Origin of the sequence: Polycladomyces zharkentensis (assembly GCF_016938855.1) — a bacterium.
Lineage (GTDB): Bacteria > Bacillota > Bacilli > Thermoactinomycetales > JIR-001 > Polycladomyces > Polycladomyces zharkentensis.
On record NZ_JAFHAP010000009.1, the window covers coordinates 1 to 18,962 of the forward strand.

12 protein-coding genes and 8 tRNA genes are annotated in these 18,962 nt (G+C 52.9%); 15 read left to right on the plus strand and 5 right to left on the minus strand.

Annotated elements, in window-relative coordinates; all coding sequences use genetic code 11:
• Nucleotides 1-116 precede the first annotated feature (116 nt).
• From JQC72_RS10365 to JQC72_RS10435, 15 genes are all read left to right on the plus strand, one after another.
• Nucleotides 117-191 (plus strand) — tRNA-Asn (locus JQC72_RS10365).
• Between the two features lies 1 nt (nt 192).
• A tRNA-Thr gene (locus JQC72_RS10370) sits at nt 193-268 on the plus strand.
• A 7-nt stretch (nt 269-275) separates the two neighbouring features.
• Nucleotides 276-351 (plus strand) — tRNA-Glu (locus tag JQC72_RS10375).
• A gap of 44 nt (nt 352-395) precedes the next feature.
• A tRNA-Val gene (locus tag JQC72_RS10380) sits at nt 396-471 on the plus strand.
• 6 nt (nt 472-477) lie between these two features.
• Nucleotides 478-562, plus strand: a tRNA-Tyr gene (locus tag JQC72_RS10385).
• An 18-nt stretch (nt 563-580) separates the two neighbouring features.
• Nucleotides 581-655: transfer RNA gene (locus tag JQC72_RS10390), tRNA-Gln, on the plus strand.
• 29 nt (nt 656-684) lie between these two features.
• Nucleotides 685-760 (plus strand) — tRNA-Lys (locus JQC72_RS10395).
• 3 nt (nt 761-763) lie between these two features.
• Nucleotides 764-838, plus strand: a tRNA-Gly gene (locus tag JQC72_RS10400).
• 509 nt (nt 839-1,347) lie between these two features.
• Nucleotides 1,348-2,262, plus strand: a complete 915-nt coding sequence (gene rocF / locus JQC72_RS10405; RefSeq protein ID WP_205495415.1) for an arginase — start codon at nt 1,348-1,350, stop codon at nt 2,260-2,262.
• Between the two features lie 899 nt (nt 2,263-3,161).
• Nucleotides 3,162-5,945 (plus strand): phosphoenolpyruvate carboxylase, encoded by a 2,784-nt coding sequence (ppc, locus tag JQC72_RS10410; protein WP_205495417.1) that lies wholly within the window; start codon nt 3,162-3,164, stop codon nt 5,943-5,945.
• Between the two features lie 570 nt (nt 5,946-6,515).
• A complete protein-coding gene (gene cdaA, locus JQC72_RS10415; RefSeq protein ID WP_205495419.1) occupies nt 6,516-7,319 on the plus strand; it encodes a diadenylate cyclase CdaA in 804 nt (267 codons plus the stop codon).
• A gap of 3 nt (nt 7,320-7,322) precedes the next feature.
• Nucleotides 7,323-8,534, plus strand: a complete 1,212-nt coding sequence (locus JQC72_RS10420) for a CdaR family protein (protein WP_205495421.1) — start codon at nt 7,323-7,325, stop codon at nt 8,532-8,534.
• A 107-nt stretch (nt 8,535-8,641) separates the two neighbouring features.
• The gene (gene glmM / locus JQC72_RS10425) at nt 8,642-9,985 is read left to right on the plus strand and encodes a phosphoglucosamine mutase (protein WP_205495423.1); all 1,344 of its coding nucleotides are present in this window, start codon (nt 8,642-8,644) and stop codon (nt 9,983-9,985) included.
• Nucleotides 9,986-10,432: 447 nt separating this feature from the next.
• On the plus strand, nt 10,433-12,259 hold the full coding sequence (glmS, locus tag JQC72_RS10430) for a glutamine--fructose-6-phosphate transaminase (isomerizing) (RefSeq protein WP_205495425.1): 1,827 nt from the start codon (nt 10,433-10,435) through the stop codon (nt 12,257-12,259).
• A 423-nt stretch (nt 12,260-12,682) separates the two neighbouring features.
• A complete protein-coding gene (locus JQC72_RS10435) occupies nt 12,683-14,224 on the plus strand; it encodes a N,N-dimethylformamidase beta subunit family domain-containing protein (RefSeq protein ID WP_205495427.1) in 1,542 nt (513 codons plus the stop codon).
• 42 nt (nt 14,225-14,266) lie between these two features.
• On the opposite strand, the gene JQC72_RS10440 is transcribed toward JQC72_RS10435, so the two are convergent.
• From JQC72_RS10440 to JQC72_RS10460, 5 genes are all read right to left on the minus strand, one after another.
• On the minus strand, nt 14,267-14,821 hold the full coding sequence (locus tag JQC72_RS10440) for a class I SAM-dependent methyltransferase (protein WP_335342440.1): 555 nt from the start codon (nt 14,819-14,821) through the stop codon (nt 14,267-14,269).
• Nucleotides 14,822-14,963: 142 nt separating this feature from the next.
• Complete coding sequence (locus JQC72_RS10445; protein ID WP_205495429.1) at nt 14,964-15,407, minus strand: DUF2269 family protein; 444 nt, start codon at nt 15,405-15,407, stop codon at nt 14,964-14,966.
• 18 nt (nt 15,408-15,425) lie between these two features.
• Nucleotides 15,426-15,713 (minus strand): antibiotic biosynthesis monooxygenase family protein, encoded by a 288-nt coding sequence (locus JQC72_RS10450; RefSeq protein WP_205495430.1) that lies wholly within the window; start codon nt 15,711-15,713, stop codon nt 15,426-15,428.
• Between the two features lie 279 nt (nt 15,714-15,992).
• Nucleotides 15,993-17,696, minus strand: coding sequence for a phospho-sugar mutase (locus JQC72_RS10455; protein ID WP_205495432.1), 1,704 nt, complete (start codon nt 17,694-17,696; stop codon nt 15,993-15,995).
• A gap of 135 nt (nt 17,697-17,831) precedes the next feature.
• On the minus strand, nt 17,832-18,713 hold the full coding sequence (locus tag JQC72_RS10460) for a PepSY-associated TM helix domain-containing protein (RefSeq protein ID WP_302104782.1): 882 nt from the start codon (nt 18,711-18,713) through the stop codon (nt 17,832-17,834).
• Nucleotides 18,714-18,962 lie beyond the last annotated feature (249 nt).

The following is an 18,962-nucleotide window of genomic DNA, read 5'->3' on the forward strand; positions in this document are numbered from 1 at the left end:
GCCCCCGGGAGAGTAGGACGCCGCCAGGCAGGAGCTCCTTTAAAAACCAATAATTACAACTTGCAATTGAGGACGAATCGTTGTATACTATCTCTTGCCGATTGGAAATGAAACGTTCCTCAGTAGCTCAATGGTAGAGCGCCCGGCTGTTAACCGGTAGGTTGCAGGTTCGAGTCCTGCCTGAGGAGCCACGCTCCCATAGCTCAGTCGGTAGAGCGCTTCCATGGTAAGGAAGAGGTCACCAGTTCGAGTCTGGTTGGGAGCTCCATCGACGTGGCCCGTTGGTGAAGCGGTTAACACACCAGCCTTTCACGCTGGCATGCAGGGGTTCGAATCCCCTACGGGTCACCAAATGCAAGAGGAGCTTGAGGGGTTTCCTTCAAGCTCTTCAATTGGGACGGTTAGCTCAGCTGGGAGAGCACCTGCCTTACAAGCAGGGGGTCGGCGGTTCGATCCCGTCACCGTCCACCACCCTGTGGAGGGGTAGCGAAGTGGTCAAACGCAGCAGACTGTAAATCTGCCGGCTATGCCTTCGTAGGTTCGAATCCTACCCCCTCCACCATCCCTACATATGGGATAATGGGGAGTAGCCAAGTGGTAAGGCAACGGACTTTGACTCCGTGATGCGCAGGTTCGAATCCTGCCTCCCCAGCCAACCATTATAATTACATGACAACATGACACGAGCCATTAGCTCAGTTGGTAGAGCACCTGACTTTTAATCAGGGTGTCCCAGGTTCGAGTCCTGGATGGCTCACCATATGCGGAAGTGGCTCAGGGGTAGAGCACCGCCTTGCCAAGGCGGGGGTCGCGGGTTCGAATCCCGTCTTCCGCTCCAAACAACAAAACCCTTCGTGAGATTCACGAAGGGTTTTTTGCATGATGAAGAGAAAATGAAGTGTTTCATTTTAAAAGCCTGATCAACGGGCAGTAGCTTCTCATTTCCGCAAACACAAAGATTTTTTTTTATTCATCCCGATGCAAATGGACGATTCCCCTTATTCCCGCCTTTGAATCGACGAATTTCCTGTGATGTTCCGCTCAGCGAAGACAGCTCGGTATTGACCCGTCCAATGGTTTAGAAAATCAAGGCATTACATGCCTTTTACCTTGAGGGATATCCTATGGGAGTGGATGAATTCACCTTTACGAGTCCTTGCTACCGGAACTGACAACGCCCCCGTTTGTATAGGACGCGCAAATTTATACGAAAAAAGCCATCATATGGAAAAAGTCGCGGAAGGCTTGGATTGGTGGGGTTTTTGCGTTATGGTACAATGAAAACCGCGGAATTGTCGCACGAAAGCTTGAAAAGGGGGGAATCTCTCCTTCGGGAGAATGGCGCCTATGAACCAGTACCAAGAGCGGAAACCCATCACAGTGATCGGAGTACCATTGGATTTAGGAGCTGGGCGTCGCGGTGTCGACATGGGCCCGAGTGCGATCCGCTACGCGAACTTGCATGAAAAGCTGACAAAAATGGGATTTGACGTGGAGGACATCGGCAATCTGTCCGTACCCACGTTGGAAACGTACAAAGTGATCGATCCCAATTTAAAATATTTGGACGAAATTGTCGCCGTTAATGAAAAGCTGGCGGAGACCGTCTCCGATACGGTGGAAAAAGGGCGGTTCCCCTTGGTGTTGGGAGGGGATCACAGCATTGCGATCGGAACGATCGCAGGGGTGGCCAAACACCATCGCAAATTGGGAGTGATCTGGTTTGACGCACACGGTGATCTGAATACGCACGAAACCACACCTTCCGGCAATATCCACGGCATGTCGCTGGCGGCCAGCCTTGGCTACGGTCATGAGGCGCTGGTCCATTGTGGTGGATACGCACCCAAAGTGAGTCCGGAAAACGTCGTGATCATCGGTGCGCGGGAGTTGGACCCCGGTGAGCGGAAGCTGATCAAGGAATTGGGTATTCGCGTTTTTACCATGCATGATATTGATCGGATCGGCATGGCGCGTGTGATGGAAGAAGCACTGAAAGTGGTGACAGACGGCACGGACGGGGTCCACCTCAGTCTGGATTTGGACGGATTGGACCCGAAAGATTGTCCGGGTGTGGGCACACCGGTTGTCGGCGGGATTACCTACCGTGAAAGTCACTTGGCGATGGAGATGCTGGCGGAAGCGAATGTGCTCACATCGGCTGAGTTTGTGGAAGTCAACCCGATTTTGGACAATGGCAACAAAACAGCCAAGGTCGCCGTGGCTTTGGTGGGATCGGCCTTCGGGGAAATCGTGTTGTAGCACACGGATTCACTTAACCGCATGGGTGCAGGAAACCCTCTGCGGGCCATTTCCTTTAAGCAAAGCATACTTTGCCCGCGTCCTGTACCCACCGCTTCCAAGCGGCGCCGGTTTCCCTGTTGTACAGGGCGCAGATGAAGCGTGCCGGGAAAGTGGTGTGCGATATGGATAAACGCCCTGGAAACGATTTTGAATGGAAGTGGGGAGCCTCTTTCAGCAGCATGGCGGATTTCCGCTGTACAGGAGACACTTGATCCCCGTCATCATGTTGCTTTGCTGCGTGTTGGACGAATGAACAGCCTGAACGTTTCAACCGTACGTGAACAGTACGGTTCAACGGGCGGTTGCCCTTTGATCATCTCATCATGCAATTCCCGATACACTGCCTTGGCAGAAAAGACGGGACTTCCGTTTTTGTTCTTGACTCCGTTTTCGTTCCCTCCGATTCCGCGAACCCATCGAATGAGACGGTTTCCAAAGCCCGGACAGCCGTTGTGCCGACAGCGATCACCCGTGTTTGCCGCATCGTTTGGCTTCGTTGAACATGTTGGCTGTTTCCAACGGTACCCTGTACTCATCCCGATTTTCCTCAGGGGATAATTGCCTTCGTTTTTCTCATCCGCCAAAGCAACTGCATCCGACTCGCCGGCATTCCACATCAACAGGCTCACATACCGATACATGATTGGATGGCATTTATTTCACTTTTCATTCATCGGGAGTGCGCTTATAATTATTCATATGTCAGCATAATTATCGTCAGCTGTGAAAGAAGGTTTCCACTTGTCCGCAAGTGGGGAACAAGATATAGAAACCCTGATTCACTTGCAGGTTGGACAAGATGGATTTCCGTACCGCGGTGGAGCGGTGCTAGGTGGTTGAGGAGGTGTCGCAGTCAGATGAGTCAAGTCAAAGCGATTGAGATGGAGAAAGATCACCCATTGCGACGGGATGTTCGCTTTTTGGGTCACATTCTGGGTGATGTCTTGGTCATGCACGGGGGAGAAGCATTGTTGAACAATGTGGAAAAGATCCGGGAAATGACCAAACAGCTTCGTCAGAGCTATGACCCGGAAATATTGAAACAGTGCAAAACCCTGATACAGGGTTTGTCGCCCAAGATGCGTCGGGATGTGATCCGTGCGTTTGCTATCTACTTCCAACTTGTCAACATTGCAGAGCAAAACCACCGAATTCGCCGTCATCGCGAGTACCGCCGTTCGAGAAAAGATGTGGTTCAGCCCGATTCGATTGAGAGCGCCGTACGGGAATTGAAGGAACAGGGCCTTACGCCGGAACAGGTGGAAGAGATTCTGGACGTGCTCGCATTGGAACTGGTGATCACAGCCCATCCCACTGAGGCGATGCGCCGTACGGTATTGGATATTCATCATCGCATTGCCAAGCGGGTGGAGGAATTGGATCATCCCTATCTGACGGAAGAAGAAAGGGAGTGCATTCGCCAGGAGTTGCTGGGAGAAGTGATCACGTTATGGCAAAGCGATGAGCTGCGGCAACGGAAGCCCACTGTGATGGACGAAGTGCGCAATGGCCTGTACTATGTGGACGAGACGCTGTTCGATGTGTTGCCCGGGATTCACCGCGAGCTGGAACGTTGCCTGAAACGGTATTATCCTGATCATGAATGGCATGTGCCATCTTTTTTACGGTTCGGTTCGTGGATTGGCGGGGATCGGGACGGCAATCCTTCAGTCACGCCGGAAGTGACTTGGCGGACCTTGCGGTTGCAGCGCGACTTGGTGATTACGAAGTATGAAGAGGCACTCAGGCGTTTGATCAAAAAATTGAGCCATTCCATGCGGAATGTGCGCGTGTCGGAGGCATTGCTGGACTCATTGCGGGCAGATGAAGAAGAAGTGGTATTGGCGGATATCGGGGAAGGCAAATGGCGGAATGAACATGAACCGTACCGCCGCAAATTGACCTATATGCTCGCACGATTGCACCATACGCGTCTGGGCAAGAAAGATCACGGGATCTATCGTTCCCCGGAAGCATTTTTATCCGATCTTCGGCTGATCGAACAAAGCTTGCGCGGCCATCACGCCGACGTGATTGCCGATCGGGAGCTTGGCCGGTTGATCCGGCAAGTGGAGCTGTTCGGATTCCATCTTCTTACGTTGGATATACGCCAACACAGTGGCGAACATGAAAAGGCCCTGACGGAGATTTTGTCCGGTATGGGCATCGTCGAGCATTACGATCAACTGTCTGAAAAGGAAAAAATCAATTTATTGACGGAGTTGCTGGAAGATCCTCGGCCATTGACGTCCCCGTTCATGTCGTTTTCACCGGAAACGGAACAATGTTTGGAGTTGTTCCGTGTGATCCGGCGGGCCAAGGAAGAATTTGGGGAGGATGCGATCCGCAACTACCTGATCAGTATGACGCAAGGCACCAGCGATTTGCTCGAGGTGGTGCTGTTCGCCAAAGAAGTGGGGTTGTTCCGAAAAACACCGAACGGTCCGATCTCCCGGCTTCACGTGGTTCCCTTGCTGGAGACGATCGACGATTTGCATCGCGCTCACGAGATCATGGAGGCGTATTATCGTCATCCTTCTTATGTGCCGGCCAATGCGGAGCATCATCCCACGCAGGAGATTATGCTTGGATATTCGGACAGCAATAAGGATGGCGGCGTGCTGACGGCCAACTGGGAGCTGTATCACGCTCAACAACGGTTGTACCGGCTGTCCCGCCGATACGGGATCAACACGAAATTTTTCCACGGCCGCGGCGGGGCGCTGGGGCGCGGCGGCGGGCCGTTGAACCGCAGTATCCAGGCAAAGCCGCCGGAGACGGTAGTGGGCGGAGTGAAAATCACGGAACAAGGAGAAGTTCTTTCTTCGCGCTATGCATTGAAACCGATCGCGTTCCGCAGTCTTGAACAAGCCACTTCCGCGTTATTGCTGTCGGCCGCATCCGCTCTCACCGGTCGGGAGTCTGAGGAAAAGCCGGAATGGTTGGAGGCGATGGCCGAAATTTCGGAAGAGGCGCTCAAAGCATATCAATCTTTGGTATTTGAAGACCCCGATTTTCTCTCCTACTTCCATACAGCCACACCGCTGCCGGAGATCGGAGAACTCAAAATCGGTTCGCGACCGACACGCCGCAAAAACAGCCAAGCGTTCGAAGATCTGCGTGCCATTCCGTGGGTGTTCGCGTGGACGCAAAGCCGGTATCTGTTCCCCGCATGGTATGCGGCGGGCACGGGATTTGCCCGGTTTGTGCAACAACACGAAGACGGCTTGCAGATCTTGAAGGAAATGTACCGGGATTGGCCATTCTTCCGTTCGCTGGTCGACAACCTGCAGATGGCGTTGGCCAAGGCGGACTTCGTCATTGCCCGCGAATATGATTCATTGGTGCAGGATCGTGATGCAGCGGATCGAATTTTCGGTAAATTGGAGGAGGAGTATCGCTTGACCCGCGAAATGGTGCTGGCCATTACGGGGCAAGCGGATGTGCTGGATCACGTTCCGGTGATCCAGGAATCGATCCGCCTGCGCAATCCGTACGTGGACCCGCTCAGCTTCATCCAGGTCGATCTGTTGCACCAGTTGCGGTATCACTGCTCCTCCAAAGAGGAGTGTAAGGAAACACTCGAACAGGTGCTGTTGACCATCAACGGTATTGCGGCGGGATTGCGCAATACGGGCTGATTCGGGAAAACAGCGAACCGATGTTGATGAACTGTCGGGGAGAGCCAAGCCGCTTCCCAGCCTAGACACTGGGGTGCTTCTGAACAAACGGTGAACAGCGAGGGTGTCCTGACACCAGGGAAAGCGATTCTCCACGCGGGGAATGAGTCGGGGTAAGAACTCCCGAAGAAGCCGCTCCCGCATTGGGCTGTTTGCGAAATTTTGTCCGCAGTCTCTGGCATTGAGGAAAAATTGTAGAATTTTGACGGCTGGTGGGCTATGATATGAGTAACGTCAAACGCCCTCGGTCGTGACATGAAAAGGACTTCCGCCGGGAGGTCCTTTTTCCATCTTTCTTTGCAGAAAAATCACCTTTCGCCTTCCATTTTTGCTACACTAAGTGTATGAGTGACAGAACGTCCGTTTATTGTACAAGCCCCGTTCGGAAGTGGTGCCGGCTGAGGTGTGGCAGGTTTCACGTTTTCTTTTGCTTTGGGATGCCTTATGATGAAAAAAGGCGCGAGAAAGTGGAATCTCCGATTGCATCCCATCACAGACTAACAGAAGGCAACAATCGGATGGAGGCGCCCCATGCTTACGCTGGACGGTGTGACCCGTTATGTCAACGATTTTGTCGACATTTTGATCGTCAGTTACATCATATATCAGTTGTTGTTGCTCCTTCGCGGTACAAGAGCGGTACAACTGCTGAAGGGGATTTTTGTGGTCGTGGGCGTCTGGATGGTCAGCAGCTTCTTTCACCTGTCCACTTTGCAGTGGTTGATGCAGAATTTGTTTTCTGTTGGTGTCATCGTCATTTTGATCATCTTTCAGCCCGAGTTGCGCAGGGCATTGGAACAGTTGGGAAGGGGCGGCTTTTTCGGACGGAGCAAATTTGCCGAAGAACAGGAAGTCAGCCGTCTCGTGGGTGAATTGAACAAAGCGGTCACCCACTTGTCCAAGCGCCGCATCGGTGCATTGATTGTGGTGGAAAGGCAAACCGGGTTATCCGACTACATCGAAACCGGCATCGAATTGTCGGCAGCCGTCAGTTCAGAGCTGTTGATCAACATCTTTCTGCCCAACACGCCATTGCACGACGGTGCGGTGATCATCCGCAAAGACCGGATCATGGCCGCAGGTTGCTATCTGCCCCTGTCGGAAAACCCGTTTATCAGCAAAGAGCTGGGAACCCGGCACCGTGCAGGAATCGGCATGTCCGAGGTATCCGACGCCATCGCCGTAATCGTTTCGGAGGAAACCGGCAGTGTATCATTGGCCATCCACGGCCGGTTGGAACGCGGACTGAGTGAGGAAATGCTCTTGACGCGTTTGTATGAAGAACTGAGGCCCCCCGAGAAAAACGGCAACTTTTGGAGTTGGAAGGGGGAGTGAGCGATGGAAAAATGGTTTGAAAGCAATACGGTACTGAAATTGCTCGCTCTCGGATTGGCAATCACGCTGTGGATGTCAGTCAATGATAAAACACTGCCGCTTCCCAGGGAAGATGAGAGCTTCACCACGATCCGCAACGTCACACTGGAAGCGCGGTTTGATCAGGAGCGCATGGATTTGACGGATGCCCCCAAGACAGTCAACCTGAAACTGAAGGGCAACCTGTACGCATTGGATCAACTGAATCCGGATGAGTACCACGCCTATGTGGATTTGCGCCAACTGGGTCCCGGTACGCACCGAAACGTCCCGGTAAAGGTGAAAGGTCTGCCGTCCGGCATTGAGGTGGAAGTGGAACCGTCACAGGTCGATGTGACGCTGGAGCTCAAAGAGCAAAAAGAGATGCCCGTACATGTGGATCTGGTGGGCACACCCGCTCCCGGTTACAAAGCGGGCAAACCGATCATCTCCCCGACGCGCGTTCTGATCCGGGGTTCTGCATCGCTGTTGGACCAAGTGACCGCCGTCAAGGCGGTTGTCAATGTGGACGGAGCAACTGAAACGGTTTCGAAGTCAGTTACGTTACAAGTATACGGGGAAGAAGGTCCGCTCAACCGGGCGGAGGTGTTGCCGCGTCCCGTCGTGGATGTGGAAGTGCCCGTGGCCAGTCCCAACGCTGAGATCCCGCTCAATGTGGGCATTGATAAATATCCCCCTGCGGGATACGCCGTCAGTCAATTGACCATGAACGTGGACAAAGTGACCGTTTACGGTCCTGCGGAATATATTCAAGGATTAGAAGTATATCCCGGACCCAAATTGGACTTGTCCCGGACCAAGAAGGATGATACCTTCGAAATGCCCATCCCGTTGGTCAACGGTGTCGACAGAGTGGAGCCGAAAACAGTGCGGATCTCTGTGAAAATCGTTCCGGCGCAGGCCCGAACATTGACCAATGTGCCGATCGAGTTGAGCGGTTTGAGCGAGGGACTGAAGTCGCAGGTGATCACTCCGTCGGGGGGAAGGATGTACATGACGGTAACGGGAGCCCCCGACTTGATCCGGAATCTGAAACCCGGTGACATCCGCGCGTATGTGGATGTGTCCCGGTTACCGCCGGGTATTTACGCCCGACCGATCCAAATCAAATTACCGCCGTATGTCCGGTTACAGGATGATCCGGTTTTGATGGCGACAGTACGGCTTTCCAAATAGATGCGAACCAATCGGGGGATTGCGCTTGTTTTTCCCCGAGGGTGACGCGTCCGAGGAACATTTTTGTTCCAAAGGACGTCTGAAGGTTTGAAGGAGGAGAAATCATCATGGGTAAGTATTTTGGAACAGACGGTGTACGAGGGGTGGCCAACCGCGAGTTGACGCCGGAGTTGGCGTTTCGTCTCGGCCGCTGCGGTGCGTATGTGTTGACGCAAACCAAAGAGCGTCCGCGCGTGGTGGTGGGACGTGATACCCGTCTGTCCGGTCAGATGTTGGAATCCGCTTTGATTGCGGGAATGTTGTCCATCGGTGTGGACGTAATCCGCGCAGGCGTTGTCAGCACACCGGGTGTGGCCTATTTGACACGTCACTGTGAAGCGGATGCGGGTGTGATGATTTCCGCGTCCCACAATCCGTTCCAAGACAATGGGATCAAATTTTTCGGTGCGGATGGTTTCAAGCTGTCGGATGAAACCGAGGCTGAGATCGAGAAGTGGCTGGATGAGCCGGAAGATCGCCTGCCGCGGCCGGAAGGAGAGGGAATCGGGCGGATCGTCGATTACCCCGATGCGGCACAGCACTACCTGGAGTACTTGAAAACCACGATCAATACGGATTTGTGCGGTATGCACATCGTGGTGGATTGTGCCAATGGGGCGGCATCGGATTTGGCTCCCCAACTGTTGCGTGAGCTGGGTGCGGATGTGACGGTGCTCGCCGCTGAGCCGGATGGTGTCAATATCAATGTGCACAGTGGCTCCACCCACCCGGAGAAACTTCAGCAGGAAGTGGTCAACCGCCAGGCGCATCTGGGACTGGCGTTCGACGGGGATGCCGACCGGTTGATCGCCGTGGACGAAAATGGCGATTTGGTGGACGGCGATCATATATTGGCGATTTGCGGGAAATATCTCAAGGAAAAAGGGCAATTAAAAGGGAATACGGTCGTCGCCACGGTGATGAGTAATATCGGCTTTTTCAAAGCACTGGAGGAGTTGGGAATCGCCGCGGAAAAAACCAAGGTGGGCGACCGCTATGTGATGGAAGCGATGCGGGACGGTGGCTACATTCTCGGCGGTGAGCAGTCCGGTCACATCATCTTCTTGGAACACAACACGACGGGAGACGGGCTGTTGACCGCACTGCAGCTCTTGCAGGTTGTCAAGGACAAGGGCAGCACCTTGAAGGAGCTGGCGTCCATTGTGACCAAATACCCGCAAATTCTGGTAAATGTACCCGTCAAAAAGAAAGAGGGCTGGGATCAAAACGAAGCGATCCGCAGCAAAATCTCGGAAGTGGAACAAGCGCTCGGAAACGAAGGTCGCGTGTTGGTGCGTCCGTCCGGTACGGAACCGCTCATTCGGGTAATGGCGGAAGGGCCTGATGTAAAAGCGCTGCAAAGATATGTAGAAAGCATCGCGGAAGTGGTACGCGAACAATTGGCGTCCTGAGCAGCGTCCGGGTACAGTCGCATAAGCCGTCTCCCTGCCCCTGCACGAAAGCGACGGGCGGGAGACGACCTGTTCGCCTTTACAATGAATCGATTATTGCGTAAGATAATAAATAGTTTTTTATATTTAAGGGAGGTGATGTGGAAAAAACGGGTGGTGGTTCGTGTTCCGGTTTTGTCGTCAAGCGCCAGGACTGCCGGTGAAGGCAGTTGACGAGGTGGAGGACGATCGATTTTTCGGCGGATACCTCCCGGCCCGGCATCGGGGCCGCCGAGCCGAAACACAAAAGGAAGAGGCGACTCTTCCCACAAAGGTTTCGGCACGATGCCGCAAGTCACGTCGGTTTGAAAATAAAAACACAAATAGCGAGCACGGTAGAGAAAAAATGAAGAAGAGAGAGGAGAAACCTCTCCGGCTCTGTCAATTGAAGGGGGTTTGGTGAAACCGATGTGCGGAATCGTTGGATATATTGGGCCGAAACAAGCCCAGGAGATTTTGTTGGAAGGCCTGAGCAAGCTGGAATACCGTGGGTATGACTCCGCGGGATTGGCGGTTTATAACGGCGAAACCATTGGTGTGCAAAAATCCAAAGGACGACTGAGCGAGCTGGAAGCACGGCTGAAATCCCGCTCCCTGCCTGGCAATCTGGGGATTGGCCATACCCGCTGGGCAACTCACGGGAAGCCTTCCGATGAGAACTCGCACCCGCATGTGGACCAAGAGCAACGGTTTGCTGTCGTTCACAACGGGATTATCGAGAATTATCTCGAGCTGAAAGAAGAACTGCAAGCAAAGGGGCGCGTGTTCACCTCCGAGACGGACACCGAAGTGATCGCTCATCTTCTCGCCGATCTGTGGGACGGAGATCTGGTGTCCACGGTGCAAAAAGTGGTTGCCCGATTGGAAGGGGCTTACGCGCTGGGTATCATCAGTGAGCATGAACCGGACAAAATGGTGGCGGTCCGTTTGGCCAGTCCGTTGATCGTCGGTGTGGGCAAAGGCGAAAACTTTATCGCTTCGGACATCCCGGCCATCTTGAAACACACGCGTGACATTTACGTGGTGGAAGACGGAGAAATGGCCGTCATCACACGGGACGACGTACAATTGATGAAAATGGACGGCACCCCGGTCCAACGGGACATGCTGCACGTCGATTGGGATGTCGTCACCGCTGAAAAAGGCGGTTACGATCATTTCATGCTGAAAGAGATCTACGAACAGCCCAAAGCGATCCGGGACACCATGGCCGGTCGGGTCAAAGATGGCCAAGTGGATCTGTCCCGCGAAATCGGGTTGAGCGAAGATCAGATCAACAAAATCGAACGGATTCATATCGTGGCGTGCGGTACCGCGTATCATGCGGGGCTGGTCGGAAAATACGTGATCGAAGACTTGGTACGGATCCCGGTTGAGACGGACATCGCTTCTGAATACCGGTATCGCAACCCGATCATCACCCCGAATACGCTCGTGGTCGTCATCAGCCAATCGGGCGAAACGGCAGACACCCTGGCTGCACTCCGTGAAGCGAAAAAAGCGGGGGCTCGCGTACTGGCGATCACCAACGTGGTGGGTAGCTCCGTGGCTCGTGAAGCGGACGATGTGATCATCACCTGGGCTGGACCGGAAATCGCGGTGGCCTCAACCAAAGCATATACGTCCCAATTGATTGCCATCTACCTGCTGGGAGCCTATTTTGCCCGCATCCGTGGCACACGGGCGGAAAACGAGTTGGCCCACATTGTCACCGCGTTGCAACAATTGCCGGAAAAAGCGGATCAAGTGTTGAGCGACACCACGTCCATCCAGGAGTTTGCTCAGGAAATCGCCCGTCACGAAGACCTGTTCTTCCTGGGTCGCGGATTGGATTATGCGGTCGCCTTGGAAGGGTCACTCAAGCTGAAAGAAATCACCTACATCCACTCCGAAGCGTATGCGGCGGGTGAATTGAAACATGGCACCCTGGCCTTGATCGAAGAAGGCGTGCCGGTGATTTCGCTGGCCACCCAGGAAGCGATCTACGATAAGATGGTCAGCAACATCATCGAAGTGAAAGCCCGCGGTGCGCGCGTGTTGGGATTGGCGCTGGAAGGGGATCAGGAACTTCATAAATCAGTGGATCGGGTGTTCACCATTCCGAAAACCCTGCCGCTCCTGACACCGGTCTTGGCGGTGATTCCGCTGCAATTGATCGCTTATTACGCTTGTGTGTCCCGTGGATATGACGTCGACAAACCGCGCAACCTGGCCAAGAGTGTAACCGTGGAGTAATCCAAAACAAAGTGAAGCCTGCAGCCATCAGGGCTGCAGGCTTTTTATTTTCCTTTAATGATCGTATGATTCAATGTCATCAGGTTTGTACTTCTGATCTTTTTGGGAGGGGAGTAAAACATGCGATTGGGCATTTCTTCTCTATGATTCAGGCATAAGCCCAAATTCGGGTGAATGTGTGGTTCAACTGGAATCAACCGCTCCAAATGGATATTGGGATTGATTGAAATATTAATGAATGAATGCGAGAGCAAAAAGAGGGTATTTTTCCCAAAGATCCTTTGCCCATGCCTTGAAAAAGCGAATAGGAAATTAACCAGAATTCGTCAAAAATTTTCTTGTCTCAATGATCGATTCTTCCTGTAATATAGAAAAAGAGGCCTTATACAAATGCAAAAAGGTGAATGGGAGAGGCGAACGAGGTTGAACTGGTGGAATCGCATTGCTCAGTATTCACAAAAGCAGTTGGAACAGGAGTTGACGCGACGGGAAGCGATAGAGAAATTGACCCGGTTGATGGGGATGGTTGTGGGGTCCAGCACCCTCGCACCTGATTTCCTCAAGACGTTGTCGTTGTTTGTGGGCCAATCCAATCATTTGCATTTGTTGCAGGGGAGCCAATCGTCGCAAGTCGAACCGTCACATGCAACCAGCATCCGCGAAGAAAACCGCAAACCGGGAACGAACAATTGGAAGATCTCGATTCCCGGCAAGCACCTGTTGCAGGGTTATGCTTCCGCCGTATCAGTCCGTCCCGGCAACTGGATCACGTTTTACGTTTCCAGCCAGAAGCCGTATCGGATGGAGATCTATCGGATGGGGTGGTACGGTGGGCGAGGGGGACGTTTGGTCGAGAAAATCGATGGACTTCCGGCCGTATCACAGCCATCGACGCCTGATCCGGAAACGATGGACGCCGGTTGGAAGCCGACACACGCCATTCGCATTCCCCATCATTGGACGACGGGTTTTTATCTGAACAAACTGGTGGACGAGGAAGGTCGACAAAGCTATATTCCGTTTGTTGTACGTCAATCCGTACCGCAAGCCGATTTTGCCGTCTTGATCGCAACCAACACCTATCACGCCTACAACGCCTGGGGTGGCAAGAGTTTGTACTCCTACAACAGCACCGAAGGCATTCAATCCGCCAAAGTTTCGTTCAACCGCCCATTTGATGACTATTTTGGTGCAGGCCAATTTTTCAAGTTTGAGTACAACCTCATTCGCTGGCTGGAGAAAAAAGGGTATAGCCTGACCTATCTGACAGACACGGACGTGCATCTCGGTCTGCTTGAGAAAGCGCAGATCAAAGCGTTGATTATTGCGGGACACTCGGAATACTGGTCGATGCAGATGCGCAACAGCATCGAGACGCTCACCGACAACCGCATCAACTTGGCGGTGTTCGGTGCCAATGTCGGGTACTGGCAGGTCCGATTTGAACCGGACAAAGAGGGACGCCCCGATCGTGTGATGGTATCCTACAAACAAAACGCCGATCGCGATCCTTACTACTATATCCATCCGGAATTGGTCACGACGCGTTTTCGTGATAAGCCTGTATTGAAGCCGGAAGATCAGGTTTTTGGCATCATGTATTGTGGAATCCCGGATCATACGGCTCCAATGGTGGTGGCGGATCCCGATCATTGGATATATGAAGGAACCGGTTTGCGGAAAGGCGACAAGATTCCAGGTGTTGTCGGCGGCGAGATCGATCGTTATGGTGGCAAGATCCCGGGTGTTCAGGTCATTGCTCATTCGCCGACCTATTGTTACGGAAAACCCACCTATGCCAATGTGGTTTGGTATCCGAAACCGGGGGGCAAAGCGGCATTTGCCACAGGGACGTTTTATTGGAGCTGGTTCCTGGATCCGTTTGGTCACACGGCACAGGCGGCGTACAATGCCAAGGTGGATCGGATGACGACCAATGTGCTGGAACGGCTGAAGCAATCATAACAAACCCCTTCACCGGTATTGCCGGTGAAGGGGTTTGGTTTATCATACATGGTTTCGGCAGATGTATACGAAAGCGGGCGGAATGTTCCATGGCGTGAACACGATTTCAACTGAAGGGAACTGTTGCTCCAAATGCTGCTTCATCTGAAGTGTGTATTGGAACGTGATGAAAAGGCCGTTGGGTCTCAGCGAACGTTGCACTTCGCGCAAAATTCTGTCTCGCAGTGGTGGGGAGAAGTTGGCGAACGGCAGTCCGCTAAGTATGCAGTCTGCTTGTCCTAAGTCATGTTTGTGGAGTTCGCGGGACAAATAACGGGCATCAGAGGCGAAAAGGAGATCAGGATACGCCGTTTTCAGACGATTCCGCAGCTGCGTATCCTTTTCAAAAATCAGGGCGTGACTGTCCGCCTTTTTCCATCGCTGAATATATCGTGTCAATGCACCCGTTCCCGCACCCAGCTCCACGATGACGTACGAGTGTTTCCAATCAATGGGTTTCATCATCTCATGAGCCAAAAAAGGCGAACTGGGTACAATGCTGCCAATGCTTCTGGGGGATCGCAGGAATTTTAGCAAAAAGACGGCGTGATCCAGCACAGAAAAACTCCCTTCTCTTCTTTCATTCTATTATATTGATTGTGAAAGGGAGATCATAGTCTTTTTAAGAAAAAAGGGTGGCCTTTTCCTGCGACAGCGGGAAAGGACTCACCCCGAAAAATGGACAAAAACCACATCCGATTCAGGAGAATCTGAATGTCACAACCAAGATGATCAGCGTTAAAATCGCCAAAGAGAGATTGAGCCATAGAATGTAGCGCTTGACCGCGTTTCCCGCATCATTTTCTTCTTGTGCTTTCTTCAGCAGTTTGCCGCCGGCGAAGGAAAACAACAAAACGTAGATCAGAACCCATATGCTGGCGAAGCGCTCTTTGATCAGCAACCACAACGGCTTGTCGCTCCCCCATTCACCGGTTATCAGCATATACAGTCCGGTGATGAGCGCCAGTACAGCCGTCGGTACCAGCATGGTCATGTTGGCCCGATGAGCGGCCCGGAGTGACGCTTGTGCATCTGTCGATTCCCCGCGAACAGTATTCCGAAGCCAAATGGCCATCATGGACAATCCCCCAAACCAAGTGGCGATGGAAACGATATGAATAAACAGGGCGATTTGGTAATCCAAGTGACAATTCCTCCTTCCCTACTTGATTAATACTTCGTATGCGGACAGATCGGGTCGGGCGTTTTGATGGCTGCGACCGCCATGAGCCCGTTTGAAATGTCCGCTTTGCGTCCATTTGACAAAAGCTTCTTTTGATTCAAAAACGGTCTCCACCAACAGATGGGAACCGTCTTCCGCTTTGAGCAGGCGAAACGAGACGAACCCGGGCACTTCCTTCATTGATTCCGGCGCCGTACGAAACCGTTCCACCAAGTGTTGCAGTTGTTCCGCGGATTCGATTGAAATGCGGTTGTTCACCTGATACATGTGTATACCTCCGTTCGTTGTCTTCTGGTCGTACTGATATTGTAACAGAAGACGGACGATGAAACGCTTGCAAAGCGTGGCGGGGAAACGACAACTTTCAGAAACATGCCGTCCCCCGACATTTCATTTTCAAAATAGTGGCTCCATCCGTTGGATGGAGCCTTGCTGAGATGATTGGGGCGGTTGCCAGGACTGTTCGTTTTCAGTGAACCTTTTCCACGAAGCGTAACCGGAATGGTTGGCAGGTAAAAGAGATGGTCCTCCGGTTGCCGCTCCGTTTCATTTGGTCTTTTCGGTGATGGGGCGGATCAGCGATCGGATCGATGTTTGCAACAGGTGCAACTTTTGTTCGGCGCGTTCTGCATCCTCGGCTACCACACTGAAATAAAATTTGATCTTCGGTTCGGTTCCCGACGGTCGAACGGCTACCCAACTACCGTCTTCAAGGCGGTATTTCAACACGTCCGCATATGGAAACCCGTCGATCCCTTTCAGATAATCTTGACATTTACGAACGGAAAGACCGCCAAAGTGGGTGATCGGCTTCCCACGCAACCGCTCCATGATGCGGGTGATCGTTTCCTGCCCCTCTTTTCCTTTCAGGGTGAAAGAGAACAAGTCATCCCGGTAAGTACCGTACCGCTGGTACAGACCGTTCAAAACGTCGATCAGAGTTTTTCCCCGTTCTGCATGGTAGGCGGCCATTTCGCAACACAACATCGCCGCTTGCACGGCGTCTTTGTCCCGTACAAATGAACCCGCCAGATAGCCGTAGCTTTCCTCGTAGCCGAACAGAAATGTATGACGGCCGCTTTTTTCGTACTCCGCGATTTTGGCGGCGATGTATTTGAATCCGGTCAAGGTTTCTTCCATCGTGACGCCGTAGGATTGGGCGATCGACCGGCCCAAATCCGAGGTGACGATGGATTTGATCACAGCACCGTTGTCAGGCAGGCTGCCCTGCCGTTTCTTCTGTTCCAAGAGATAATACAGTAACAATGCACCGATTTGGTTTCCGTTGAGCGGTTGGTATTCTCCCTTGCGAACGCGTACCCATACTCCCAGGCGGTCAGCATCCGGATCGGTGCCGATTACCAAGTGAGCATCACACTCGCGCGCTTGCGCCAGCGCCATGTCGAAAGAGCGGGGGTCCTCAGGATTGGGTGAGGTGACGGTGGAAAAGTCAGGATCAGGATGCTCCTGTTCGGGTACGGTATGAACGTATTCATAACCCAGCTCCCGCAAGATGCGGCGTACAGGCTTGTTGCCGGTACCGTGCAATGGCGTGAACACGAGACGAAGCGGCGTTTTCATCCGTTTTGCCAAGTCGGGGTGCAAGGACAGTGCACGCAACCGACTCGTGTATGCGCTGCGGATGACATCCCCCATCATGTGCAGTCGTCCCGTTTCAATTGCTTCTTCCATCGGCATACAAGGGACGGTCAGTTCGTTTTCGACCCGTTCGATTTGCCGGGTGATACGCTGGGCCGTATCGGAAGAGATCTGCCCGCCATCTTCGGCGAACACTTTGTATCCATTGTATTCCGCCGGGTTGTGGCTGGCAGTGATCATGACGCCGCCCGCCGCTCCCAGATGGCGAATGGTAAACGACAGCATCGGGGTCGGACACAATTCGTCGAACAGGTAGACCTGGATGCCGTGATGGGCGAACACCCCCGCCGTTTCCCGGGCGAAATCCAACGAGCCGTGACGGGAATCGTAGCCGATGACGACCCCCTTTTGCGGAGCGCCGGGCTGATCGAGCAAAAACCGCGCAAAACCTTCGCTGGCACGCCGGACGGTGTAACGGTTCATCCGGTTGGTTCCCGCACCGATCAGCCCGCGCAGCCCTGCGGTACCAAACGTGAGGTGGCGGTAGAACCGGTCCTCGATTTCCGCTTCGTCATGTCGGCACTTCTCCAACTCCACCTTTAACGCGGGGTCCAAATCGGGAAACGACATCCATCTCTCATAAGCTTGCATGGCGACACTCCCGTTTCAGAAATCGTTTTTTCGGCAAACCAACACTTTCATCATGCACGATGGAACGTCAATTGACAATCAACTGCTTCAGGACGAGAGGTGGTTCTTTCCGTCTGTTTCTTTATTATATTGGTTTCAGCCGACCCATTGTTTCAAGGCCGGAACCCGCCGAATGATGAGCCGATCCAATAGCAGGACAACCACCAGTGAGATCCCGACCAAAGGGAAAAGGAGTCCCAACGCGATGACGAGAAAGCCGACCCCTTTGACCAGCCGAAAGTTTTTCGGAAGTGAGGGGGCTCCCAGTTTGTTAACGGGTTTTCGTTTCCACCACATGATGAGTCCGGTGATCGCAATGGCCACGATTCCCAGACAGACGATCAGCCCGGCGAGTTGGTTGGGAAGCCCAAATTGGGTTCCTTTGTGAAGGGTGATGCCGGTGGCGATGATTTTGGCTAATGGACCATAATCATCAAACCGATAATCATCCAGTACCTTCCCGCTGAATTGATCCAGGTACAACGTGGCCTCATCCTGGGATTGATCGGGGAAGACAGATATGGTGTAAACTCCTTTCGGCCCCTCCGGGAAGTAGACATCGTAGCCGGGATGAACGTTACGAGCTTCGGCAGTCGCCACCACTTTGTCGATGGAGATTGGAGATGCTTTCACTTCCTTCGATTGGGGAACGGGCCGTTGTTCAGCTGCCCACGGTACCTCAGCCACATCCTTGGAAGGAATGGTCGATTCGGGCTTTTCTCCCCCCCAAACAGCAGCCGGATACCCAATACCGGCATCAGTCGCCCATTTTTGCACATACTCTCCCCAAAACCCGGACCAGGGTAAACCCGTCATGATCAAAAAAGCAATCCCCAAAGACAACCAAAAGGCCGGAACCGCATGAAGATCTCGCCAAAAAGTTCGGTTTCCCCCATTCAGTCGGGGGAGGAGGGTGCCGAATACGTTTTTGCGGCCCTGAGGCCACCAAAGATATATCCCGGTGATCAGGAGAATCATGGCCCAACAAGCCGCCAGCTCCACCAGCCGATCACCAATGTCCCGACCATTAATTCCCCATGCAACCTCATCCGCCGTCGCCTTTCCTCAGGTAGCACGTCGATCCCTCCCCTCAATTTGTTAAGTTCTGATATATTCAATCAAGCGAATTCTACTACAGAGTACTAAATTTCGCTTATGAAAGGAAGTTGGTGAGGTGAGGGGTTTGTTGACAAATAACATCATGCCGATCGGATCAACCTGGTAGAA

Excerpts from the sequence above, each read along its gene's own strand:
- ppc (WP_205495417.1), top strand. The coding sequence starts at position 3,162 with ATGAGTCAAGTCAAAGCGATTGAGATGGAGAAAGATCACCCATTGCGA.
- cdaA (WP_205495419.1), top strand. The coding sequence starts at position 6,516 with ATGCTTACGCTGGACGGTGTGACCCGTTATGTCAACGATTTTGTCGAC.
- rocF (WP_205495415.1), top strand. The coding sequence starts at position 1,348 with ATGAACCAGTACCAAGAGCGGAAACCCATCACAGTGATCGGAGTACCA.
- JQC72_RS10450 (WP_205495430.1), bottom strand. The coding sequence starts at position 15,713 with ATGTATCAGGTGAACAACCGCATTTCAATCGAATCCGCGGAACAACTG.
- JQC72_RS10455 (WP_205495432.1), bottom strand. The coding sequence starts at position 17,696 with ATGCAAGCTTATGAGAGATGGATGTCGTTTCCCGATTTGGACCCCGCG.
- glmM (WP_205495423.1), top strand. The coding sequence starts at position 8,642 with ATGGGTAAGTATTTTGGAACAGACGGTGTACGAGGGGTGGCCAACCGC.
- glmS (WP_205495425.1), top strand. The coding sequence starts at position 10,433 with ATGTGCGGAATCGTTGGATATATTGGGCCGAAACAAGCCCAGGAGATT.
- JQC72_RS10460 (WP_302104782.1), bottom strand. The coding sequence starts at position 18,713 with ATGATTCTCCTGATCACCGGGATATATCTTTGGTGGCCTCAGGGCCGC.
- JQC72_RS10420 (WP_205495421.1), top strand. The coding sequence starts at position 7,323 with ATGGAAAAATGGTTTGAAAGCAATACGGTACTGAAATTGCTCGCTCTC.